Below are 10,639 nucleotides of genomic sequence, written 5' to 3' on the forward strand. Positions count from 1 at the left end.
GCCAGTTTTGCACAATCATCTTCTTCATTTGATGTAGTTCTGAAAAACTATTTAAATGTGAAAAATGCACTGGTAGCAACAAATGGAGCAAAAGCACAGGCTGCTGCCAAAGAATTAATGGCTTCCCTGAAAAGCTACCAGAATGAGAATCATGCAGAAGCTTTGGCTCAAATTAAAACCAGTACTGAACATATCAGCGGAACTAGTGATGTTGAACATCAGCGTAAACATTTAAATGCTCTTTCAGAAGGTATGTACAACTTATCCGCGGCTTTTGACCTGGTAGGTAGTGAAGTGTATTTGCAATATTGTCCAATGGCACAAAACGGTGGAGCTTATTGGTTAAGTGCCGAGAAAGAGGTAAAAAACCCTTATTATGGCAGTAAAATGTTAAAGTGTGGAACAGTAAAAAATAAAATGTAAGTCAAATAAATTCTGGAGATTAGAAGGAAGGAAAACTCCCCTTCTATTCTCCCAATTTAGAAAATCCAAGCTCCCCTCGAGTCCTTAATCCATCGAATGCCTCCTTTATCCTTTCCCTAATCTGCGAAAACTACAAAATGTAAAATCTTGAATAGTATCAAAAGGTGTGTGGTGTTTTACCTGAATACACTTTAATTTTTCAAAACCTTCCTGCATACGAGCAGTCAACGAATCCTCAGAATACTGCTTAATTTCTATACCGCTACACTTTTTAGGTCCTTTCTCTGAAAAAGTCCCCAAAATCAAAAAACCATCCGTTTTTATCCTTTGCTGCACTATCTCCAAATATTTGTGAATATCAGCTTCCTCTGTAAGAAAATGGAAAGCAGCCCGGTCATGCCAAAAATCAAATAGCTCACTAGTTTTAAATTTCGTTACATCTGACACCACCCATTTTACTTGTTGCGCCCTTTCTCCAAGACGATTTTTAGCCCGATCCAAAGCCTCAGAAGAAATATCCAGAACTGTAATATCCTGATAACCCAAATCCAATAAGTGATCTACAAAAAGGCTATCTCCTCCTCCTACATCTATTATTTTGGCTGTTTTAGGAATATTGAGCTCTTTAACAAAATCTAATGAATCTTGAGGTGTTGGTTGATACCAACTCACCTCATGCAATGCTTTAGTTTGGTAAATATTTTCCCAGTGTTTTTTACGATCAAATGCTTTCATTACGATTTCTTTAATTCTATTTCCTATCTAAAGGTCCTTTTTTCCATACGGAGGATCTAAATATATTGTTTTTCACAAAAATGATCGCTATAAAAAAACCTCCAAATCATATGACCTGGAGGCTTTTCTTATTCAATTCACTCAAATGTATCAGGCAATCTATTCTTTCATTAATATCTGTAATGCTCTGGCTTATATGGACCTTCCACTTTTACACCGATATAATCGGCTTGATCAGATGAAAGCTCATCAAGCTCCACACCAATTTTATCCAGATGCAGGCGAGCTACTTTTTCATCCAAATGTTTAGGAAGGGTGTACACTTGATTTTCATAACGCTCATTGTGGTTCCACAATTCGATTTGAGCCAAAGTCTGATTACAGAAGGAATTAGACATCACAAAAGAAGGGTGTCCAGTAGCACAACCCAAATTCACCAAACGGCCTTCAGCCAAAATAATAACATCATGGTCGTCTACAGTGTATTTATCTACTTGTGGCTTAATTACCTCTTTTGTATCTCCATGGTTTTTGATCAACCAAGCCATATCAATTTCATTATCGAAGTGCCCAATATTACAAACCACGGTTTTATCCTTCATCATTTGAAAATGACGCCCTACCACAATGTCTTTATTACCAGTAGTGGTCACAACAATATCAGCCTCTTTTACAGCATTATCCATCTTTTTGACTTCAAAACCTTCCATAGCTGCCTGTAGGGCACAAATAGGATCAATTTCGGTAACAATTACACGCGCGCCAGCAGCCCTTAAAGATTCTGCAGACCCTTTTCCAACATCACCATACCCTGCAACAACGGCAACCTTACCAGCAATCATCAAATCAGTAGCCCTTCTTATACCGTCTACCAAAGACTCCCTACAACCGTATTTATTGTCAAACTTCGATTTAGTCACCGAATCATTTACGTTGATGGCAGGCATAGTTAAAGTACCTTTCTCCATACGCTCATACAATCGGTGAACCCCAGTAGTGGTCTCTTCAGACAAACCTTTAATATTGGCTACCAATTCCGGATACCGGTCCAAAACCATATTAGTCAAGTCCCCACCATCATCCAGAATCATATTCAGAGGTTTTTTCTCATCCCCAAAGAATAAAGTTTGCTCTATACACCAATCAAACTCTTCTTCAGTCATCCCTTTCCAGGCGTAAACCGATATCCCGGCTGCAGCAATGGCAGCGGCAGCATGATCCTGGGTAGAAAAAATATTACAAGAAGACCAGGTCACTTCTGCCCCCAATTCTATCAATGTCTCAATTAACACCGCTGTTTGGATAGTCATGTGCAAACAACCAGCGATACGTGCTCCCTTTAAAGGCTTCTGCTCACCGTATTCCTTTCTTAGAGCCATTAAACCCGGCATTTCCGCTTCGGCAAGTTTAATTTCTTTCCTTCCCCAATCTGCCAGGGAAATATCTTTTACTTTGTATTTTAATTGAGTATCAATCATTTTTTATAGTGTAATTTATTTATTTCAAATAGATAAACGCCGCAAAATTAAAACATTAAGTATTTATAACTTCATAATATAACCTGAATTTGAAGAAAATTTTAAGATTTCAAACTTTGGAGAGAAAATAAGGTCCAAGAAAAAAGCATAAAGTGTGAATAAAATAACCATAACCACTTCACTTTTTCCTTCTCCTATTCTTCACCAAATTTGAAAATCATTCGATAAAACTAACTTCTTTTAAAGAAAAATATTGAACATTACTTTCCCTCTCAATTATTAACCTTCCAATAGGATCAATCCCCTTTATAAGTCCAGTGAAATAATCTTCCGCCAGAAAAGTGTGAGGTTCATTGTACCAATATAGACTTTCTAAATAATCCGGTCTGATCTTACTTTCACCCGATTCTTTTAACTGAAGGTAACGAACCTCAATTTTTTGAAGCATAGTTGATAAGACTTCTCTCAATTCAAAGGGGGATCCAACAATTTGAGTCAGGGATGTGGCTTTGGCAGTACTAAATTTTTCCTGATTAACATTTATTCCTACACCAACAACGGAAAATTCTATATTATTGTTTTTTAATGTATTTTCTATGAGGATTCCACCCAACTTTTTGTCAAAAAAATAAATATCATTGGGCCACTTCACTTTCAGCCCATCCCCTAGTAAAGGAAACAAGGTATCGTGTACACCAAGAGAAACAGCCATATTCAAAGCAAATTGCTGAGATATATTCAGGAAACCTGGTTTTAAAATTAAAGAAAAGGTTAAATTCTTACCAGGTTCAGCTTCCCACTGGTTCCCACGTTGTCCTTTTCCGGCAGTTTGTTGGTCGGTAATCACTAACGTTCCTTCAAAAGTGCCGCCTTTAGATACAAGAGCGGCCGCTATGTCGTTAGTAGAATGACAAGTTGGCAGAGAAATCACCTGTTTCCCTGCAAATAATGTATTGGCAAAGATTTTATGCAAGTATTTTTTATTAGCTTTGCTGTGCAATTTAGTAAGATGGGATGAAAGAAAAAAAATCTATGAGTTCAGAAGAATTAAGCAGACTTGTTGTTGAAGGGATGACAGAAAAAAAAGCTACCGATGTGGTGATTCTTGACCTAAGAAATGTGAAAGGAGCAGTAGCTGATTTTTTTGTAATAGGTACAGGAAATTCCGACACTCAGGTAGATGCTATTGCCGACTCAATTGATGAGCATGTATATAAAAATATTCAGGAGGATCCTTGGCATAGAGAAGGTAGAGAGAATAAAGAATGGGTACTGTTGGATTACGTAAATGTGGTAGCACATGTATTCAAAAGAGAAACCAGAGATTTTTTTGCTTTAGAAGATTTATGGGGTGATGCCGAAATCACATATATTGAGGAGAAAACCCAACCAAAACAGTCTTGAATCGTTAATTGAGTGTAATATAAAATAAGTTAAGTTTTCTTTATTTTTGACAGTATGACCGAAAATTCAAATAAGAAAAAAATAATACCAAAACCCCCTCGAAAAAACAATTACCAGCTTTGGATTATTCTTACTTTGCTCTTGGTTGTTTTGGGTATTACTTTCTTTAATAACCGAAGTGCAGTCGTTGAAATTAACCCTCACCGGTTTGAGCAAATGCTCCAAAGCAACGATGTGAGCAAGGTGGTAATGATACCGCAACAATCCAAGGTGGATGTAGAGGTTACACTTAGGGAAGAAGCATTACAAAAGCCAATTTATAGACAAGAATTAGAGGCAAGGAATCCTTTTTCACTAAGTCAGGGTGGAGGGCCGCATTATATCGTCACCTATCCAACGGCAGATATTTTTAATAAGAAATTCGAGGCGATTGAAAGCCAACTTCCGGCAGATCAGCAAATTGGTTATACTACCGATGAGCGTTCCGACCCATTAGCATGGTTTCTAAACTGGGGAATTTTTATCCTCATAATATTTGGTTTCTGGTTTTTAATGCGTCGTATGACAGGACAAGGAGGTCCTGGTGGACAAATTTTCAATATTGGAAAATCAAAAGCAACCCTTTTTGATGCGGAAAACAAAGTGAAAATCACTTTTAAAGACGTTGCCGGTCTTGATGAAGCCAAAGTTGAGATTGCTGAAATTGTGGACTTTTTAAAAAGCCCAAGTAAATACACCAAACTAGGAGGAAAAATCCCAAAAGGTGCATTATTGGTAGGCCCTCCGGGAACAGGAAAAACCTTATTGGCTAAAGCTGTAGCCGGGGAAGCTGCTGTACCTTTTTATACCCTATCTGGCTCTGATTTCGTGGAAATGTTTGTGGGTGTTGGTGCTGCAAGGGTAAGAGACTTATTTAAGCAAGCCAAAGAAAAAGCACCTTGTATCATTTTTATTGATGAGATTGATGCTATTGGTCGTTCCAGAGGAAAGGGCCAAATGCCAGGAGGAAATGACGAAAGAGAAAACACTCTGAACTCCTTACTGGTAGAAATGGATGGATTTTCAACCGATTCAGGAATTATCATCCTGGCAGCAACAAACCGTCCAGATGTTTTGGACTCTGCTTTACTACGTCCTGGGCGATTTGATCGCCAAATTAGCATCGATAAACCAGATATTGTTGGTAGGGAAGCCATCTTTAAGGTACACCTTGAGCCAATTACACTTCATAAAGATGTTGATCCTAAAAAATTAGCGGCTCAAACCCCAGGTTTTGCAGGTGCTGAAATAGCCAATGTCTGTAATGAAGCAGCACTTATAGCTGCTCGTAGAAATAAGAAAAAGGTAGAAGCACAAGACTTTCAAGATGCCATTGACCGGGTAATCGGTGGGCTGGAGAAAAAGAATAAACTTATTTCCCCGGAAGAAAAGAAAATTGTGGCCTATCATGAAGCTGGCCATGCCGTGGCAGGTTGGTATTTAGAACATGCTGATCCATTGGTGAAAGTAAGTATTGTCCCTAGGGGAGTAGCTGCCTTAGGATATGCACAATATTTACCAAAAGAGCAGTTCTTATACCAAACAGAACAGCTGGAAGACGAGATGTGTATGACACTTGGTGGTCGTGCAGCAGAAGAAATTATTTTCGGAAAAATATCTACCGGAGCCCTTAGTGATTTGGAAAGAATTACAAAGGTTGCCTACAGCATGGTTTCGGTGTATGGAATGAACAATAAAATCGGAAATATTTCATTCTACGACCCTAAACAATCTGAATATAGCTTCAATAAACCTTATTCTGATTCTACTGCCAGAACCATTGATGAAGAAGCTCGCAAGATTGTGGAAGATATGTACGAAAGAACCAAGAAACTCCTAATTAGTAAGCAAAAAGAATTAGAAATTATTGCTCAAGAGTTGCTGGAAAAAGAAATCATCTTCCAAAGCGATCTGGAACGTTTAATTGGTCCTAGACCCTTTAATAGACAAACCACTTATGAAGCTTACACTAAAGGAGAGCTTTCGGAGCAATCAGGAAATAAACCAGTTGAAAGTGAAAGCAAACCTAAAGTAGATAAAGAGCCCAAGGTGGAAAATGAATCCAAGGTGGAAAAAGAATCCAAAAAAGAGCCTGAAGAGCCTTCTGCGACCTAAAAAAACCTTGGTCAGAAAAAAGTAATATAAAAATCAGGCGGCTTACTCCGCCTGATTTTTTTTTATATTTGGAGATATTATGGAGTTTGGAATTAAAAGAAATTGAAACTTCGCAATTGATAATTCCTAATCTCTTTTAGAAAAAGGCTTTAACCTGCGTTTTATTTCAATTTTGGTTCAAGTATTTACTTAGTGCAGATTACTTTAACAGAGATTTTCTATAAGAAAAAGTATTTTTAGCGTTTTGAAATCAAACAATCAGCTTTTGAGTGTGATTTTTTCTATAGCCGGCAAATAACTTTGAATGACCTTTCAACTTGATTAAACGATAATTTAGGTCAATGCTAAATTTTTAAAAGCCCATTGATTAAGATTTCATTGAGGCAATGACTGAAAGCAAAATGATTGAAAAGAACATTACATTAGAAGAAGGTAAAAAAATATATTTTGCTTCCGACTTTCACTTGGGCACCCCCAATTCAAAAGACAGTCTGAAAAGAGAGCGTAAAATCATAAAATGGCTAAATAGCATTGAAGACAATGCTCAGGCCATTTTTTTACTGGGAGATATTTTTGATTTTTGGTACGAGTACAAACGTGCCATCCCTAAGGGATTTATTCGCTTTCAAGGGAAGTTAGCCGAACTGACAGACAAAGGTATTCCGGTGATCTTATTTACAGGAAATCATGACATGTGGATGTATGATTACTTTCCTAAAGAACTAAATATTCCCGTTTATAAAGACCCCTTAGTTATAAAAATAAATAACAAGACTTTTCTTTTAGGCCACGGTGATGGTCTTGGTCCAGGTGACAAAACTTACAAATTACTGAAGAAATACATTTTTAGAAGTAAAATATGTAAATGGGCCTTTGATCGACTTCACCCGAATATTGGAATAGGGATTGCCACCGCTTGGTCAAGAAGTAGTAAATCCCGTAATATGAAAAAGGGAGAGGATGAATTTATGGGTTACGAAAAAGAATGGCTCTATCAATATTGTAATGCCGAAGAAAAAAAGAATCATCACGACTTTTATGTTTTTGGCCATCGTCATCTTCCTTTAGATCTGGAAATTAATAAAAACAGTCGCTATATCAATCTTGGTGAATGGCTTAATTATTTTACCTACGGTGAATTTGATGGAGAAGAAATGCATTTACACACTTTTGAGAAAGAAAAAACGGGAATTAAATTAAGTGAATAAATGTCTAAATCTTTCAATTTCTTTTGGCCCAAACTTTCGAAACATCAATTCATTTTAACCTTTTTGGTACTTTCATCATTTTCAGCATTTTCCCAAGAACTAAAATTCCTTAAAAAGGTAAGGATTCCACTTATCCATCAGGTGGAAAAATCATCTGATCACCAGCTTTTAATTGCCGATCATAATGGTGATCTTTTAAAATACTCCTTAGAAGGAGAACTTCTTTATCAATTTCATTCTTCCAATTCAAGCCCTTATACCAGCATTGATGCTTCTAAAGGGCTTATATGCTATGCCTTTTCTCAAGATCTTCAAAAATATCAATCATACAATCGCTTTCTGGTAAAATTATCGGATCATAATTTTCGCCTGGACAACCTTGGCTACGTTACGGCAATGGCTCCCTCCAATGATCAACAACTTTGGATTTTCGATAGTAGTGACCTTAACTTGAAAAAATATTCCCCAGTCCTAAAAAGGGTCACTTTGGAGGTTTACTTCCAAAACCTTGATCACAATTTTGGGAATATTGATAAATTGATAGAATTTCAAAACTTATTGTTTCTACAAAATATCCAGGATGGTCAATTATTTATCTTAGACAATAAAGGTAATTTCTTGAGGGAATTGAAAATAACATCGAATGCTAGTCTTCAATTTAAGGGAGAAGACTTATACTATTTAAACCTTAATAAGGTAGTATTTCAAAACATCTACAGTCAGGAGAAACACACCATTACATTATCCCCGAAAAAAAATTATAATCAAGCACTAATGTTTGAGACAAAGCTGTTGCTTTTTGGTAAGGATTTCTTTGATATCTACGAGTTTAAGCCAACTTCTTTGTCAAAGGAATAAACAACAGCCCTACCATTCAATGGCCGAGCTGTTGTTTTAATTTCTTATTCACCTGCATAAATATTCAACACCTTCTTTTGAAGAATAAAAGTATATCTGGAAATCATAAGATCAATCTCAGCCCTATTCTTATTATTCAAACTTTCCATATAGGTATAGAAATCTACATCTCCATTCTCATACCTTGCTTTCGAGTATTTAAAAGACTCTTCCAAGGCCACTAAGTTTTCTTTGGCTGCCTGATAGGTCTCTTGGGCTGCAATCACATCCGTATAAGAACGCTGTAAGTTGTTGGTTAAATCGATCTTTGATTGCTGTAAATCCAAAAAGGCATTACTTCTAATTACCTTTGCCCCCTGAATATTCGTCTTGGTAGACATCCTGTTAAAAATAGGAATCCTTAAGGTAGCTCCAATAGACTGACTAAAGAAATCCTGTAACTGGTTAAAGTATGGAACAGACTCATCATCCCCATCTGTATAATTGGAAGAATACCTTGAACTGGCTGAACCAAATAAACTAATGGAAGGAAGAAGGTCCGCCTCAGCAATTTTAATATCTTGCTTAGCGGCCTGATGATTGTATTCAGCAATTTTCAATTCAGGAGAATAATTAATAGCTTTTTCATAGATCATTGAAAAAGAAGACACTCCAGCTTCTATCTCACCGTTTACTGATTCCACACCCTCAAACTCATAATCTCCATTTACATCCAGTTGTAATAATTGTAGCAAAGACAATTTATCCCTCTTTAAAGCATTTTCCTGCCGAACTCGATTCAAATTTTCACTGGCAATTTGAGATTTTAAATTATAGAATTCTTCCAAATTACTTACTCCGGCATCTGCCCGTTTTTGAGCTCTCTCCATCTGTCCCGTTAAAAGATTTAACCGATCTTCGGCAATTCGAATATTTTCTCTGTCTGTTAAAACCTGTAAATACAATCCCAAAACTGAACGGCGTGTGTTATCTGCATTACTCTGAACATTTTCTTCAGCAGATTCTTTCTCCAATCTTCTCTTCTTTAATAAACGATGATTCTTCATTCCATTAAAAACATTCAATTCAGCAGAGAGACGCGGGCTTGAAGTACTTGTAGTAATGTCCTCAAGGCTAAAAGTTGTATTATCAAAGAAAACTCCATAATTGGTACTATAATCTATGGCAGCATTTAAATTGGGCAAAAAATTATATTTACTTTGTTGCTCCCTGGCTTCGGCACCTATTACATTGTTTCGGGCCTTTTGAATATCCAGATTATTTTCAAGGGCTATTTCTATACATTGATCCAGAGTAAGCTTTTGCTGAGCATCAGCTTTCTCCAAACTTAGCCCAAGCAACAAAACCGCCAGAGCAAAAACACGAAAGGGTCTATTTATTCTCATAGGTAATAACTTTTTAAAAATTTTTTAAAACTGATTTTTCAATTGGTATGCCATAGGACTAAAAGCGCCTATTATGAGAATAGAAAAGGTTTTTAAAATAAGAAGGTGTACGGATATATAACAATTACTGTCCATTTTCGGAACAATGCGGGCACTTAGGATTTTTCTGAATATGGATTAATTAAAATTGACTATAACCTGATTTAGTAGATTTAGGAAGGAGGTGAACTCGGTTGAACCTTGATAAAACTAAATTTCTTTTAGATCTTGATTATTAACAATACCTATGTTTTTCTTAGTTTCTGGTGTTACTTGAGGCTAGTATCAGTATTATTTTCACCAAAAATAAAAGGCAATGATTACTTTATATTCCCAAAAAAAGGGGTCTTAGTAAAAAAAATTTTAGGTGAAAAATTTTTAAAAAATCATCTCCCGTAAAAAATAACGGAACTTTTTACTTTTAACTTTGTAGTCTGGTATAATTTCCCATCCAAGAATTTAAAACAATCTTTAGAAGTGCTTCCTTGAAAAGAGGCCTGCGTTATTTCTAGTTTATTTCTCTGTTGCTGATGCTCAATATAAGCATTAGATGCAATATCGAATAGCAGAAAAGCACCTACAAGTACTCCGAGAGCAATAATCCATTTCTTTTGGCCGGAATTAGGTTGGTTTTTCATGAGGCTTTCATTTTGCTTGCCATATCCTTATTCAGACTGGACAACTACAATGCCAAAAAGTTACCCCCTAAAAATATTTACTAAAAAATAACATTATCACAAGGTTTATTTACAATTTGAAATAAATTATTAATACCTGAACTTTTGACCTTTTTTTAGGATTTAGCAGTTATTTTCAACCTATTAGCCTAATTAATCCCTGTTTTTCATTCTTAAATTAAGTTAGAAATAATTAATTTTTTGTATTTACTTTCAAATATACACTTTACCAAGACCATTAAATTTTGTTCAAAAATGAACATCATCGGTTCATTTTC

At 36.1% G+C, this 10,639-nt stretch carries 10 protein-coding genes; 5 read left to right on the top strand and 5 right to left on the bottom strand.

The window, feature by feature from the left end; all coding sequences use genetic code 11:
• The coding region (locus E1171_RS16005; protein WP_155207057.1) for a DUF3347 domain-containing protein at window positions 1–423 on the top strand (423 nt) is incomplete at its 5' end.
• 105 nt (window positions 424–528) lie between these two features.
• Here E1171_RS16005 and E1171_RS16010 read toward each other — a convergent pair.
• The 3 genes from E1171_RS16010 to E1171_RS16020 form a co-directional block, all read right to left on the bottom strand.
• A complete protein-coding gene (locus E1171_RS16010) occupies window positions 529–1,158 on the bottom strand; it encodes a class I SAM-dependent methyltransferase (protein ID WP_155207058.1) in 630 nt (209 codons plus the stop codon).
• A 170-nt stretch (window positions 1,159–1,328) separates the two neighbouring features.
• Window positions 1,329–2,636 carry an adenosylhomocysteinase gene (ahcY, locus tag E1171_RS16015; protein ID WP_155207059.1) on the bottom strand — a complete coding sequence of 436 codons (1,308 nt, stop codon included), beginning with the start codon at window positions 2,634–2,636 and terminating at the stop codon, window positions 1,329–1,331.
• Window positions 2,637–2,853: 217 nt separating this feature from the next.
• On the bottom strand, window positions 2,854–3,609 hold the full coding sequence (locus E1171_RS16020) for a biotin--[acetyl-CoA-carboxylase] ligase (protein ID WP_155207060.1): 756 nt from the start codon (window positions 3,607–3,609) through the stop codon (window positions 2,854–2,856).
• A gap of 41 nt (window positions 3,610–3,650) precedes the next feature.
• On the opposite strand from E1171_RS16020, the gene rsfS reads away from it, so the two are divergent.
• From rsfS to E1171_RS16040, 4 genes are all read left to right on the top strand, one after another.
• Window positions 3,651–4,040: a ribosome silencing factor gene (rsfS, locus tag E1171_RS16025; RefSeq protein WP_155207061.1), complete on the top strand. Its 390-nt coding sequence runs from the start codon at window positions 3,651–3,653 to the stop codon at window positions 4,038–4,040.
• Window positions 4,041–4,094: 54 nt separating this feature from the next.
• The gene (gene ftsH / locus E1171_RS16030; protein WP_155207062.1) at window positions 4,095–6,194 is read left to right on the top strand and encodes an ATP-dependent zinc metalloprotease FtsH; all 2,100 of its coding nucleotides are present in this window, start codon (window positions 4,095–4,097) and stop codon (window positions 6,192–6,194) included.
• 386 nt (window positions 6,195–6,580) lie between these two features.
• Complete coding sequence (locus E1171_RS16035; protein WP_246164388.1) at window positions 6,581–7,402, top strand: UDP-2,3-diacylglucosamine diphosphatase; 822 nt, start codon at window positions 6,581–6,583, stop codon at window positions 7,400–7,402.
• The gene (locus E1171_RS16040; protein WP_155207063.1) at window positions 7,403–8,260 is read left to right on the top strand and encodes a hypothetical protein; all 858 of its coding nucleotides are present in this window, start codon (window positions 7,403–7,405) and stop codon (window positions 8,258–8,260) included.
• Window positions 8,261–8,304: 44 nt separating this feature from the next.
• On the opposite strand, the gene E1171_RS16045 is transcribed toward E1171_RS16040, so the two are convergent.
• Together E1171_RS16045 and E1171_RS16050 are read right to left on the bottom strand one after the other, a co-directional pair.
• On the bottom strand, window positions 8,305–9,645 hold the full coding sequence (locus tag E1171_RS16045; protein ID WP_155207064.1) for a TolC family protein: 1,341 nt from the start codon (window positions 9,643–9,645) through the stop codon (window positions 8,305–8,307).
• Between the two features lie 425 nt (window positions 9,646–10,070).
• Window positions 10,071–10,322, bottom strand: a complete 252-nt coding sequence (locus E1171_RS16050; RefSeq protein WP_155207065.1) for a hypothetical protein — start codon at window positions 10,320–10,322, stop codon at window positions 10,071–10,073.
• Window positions 10,323–10,639 lie beyond the last annotated feature (317 nt).

The organism is Xanthovirga aplysinae (assembly GCF_009711365.1).
GTDB lineage: Bacteria > Bacteroidota > Bacteroidia > Cytophagales > Cyclobacteriaceae > Xanthovirga > Xanthovirga aplysinae.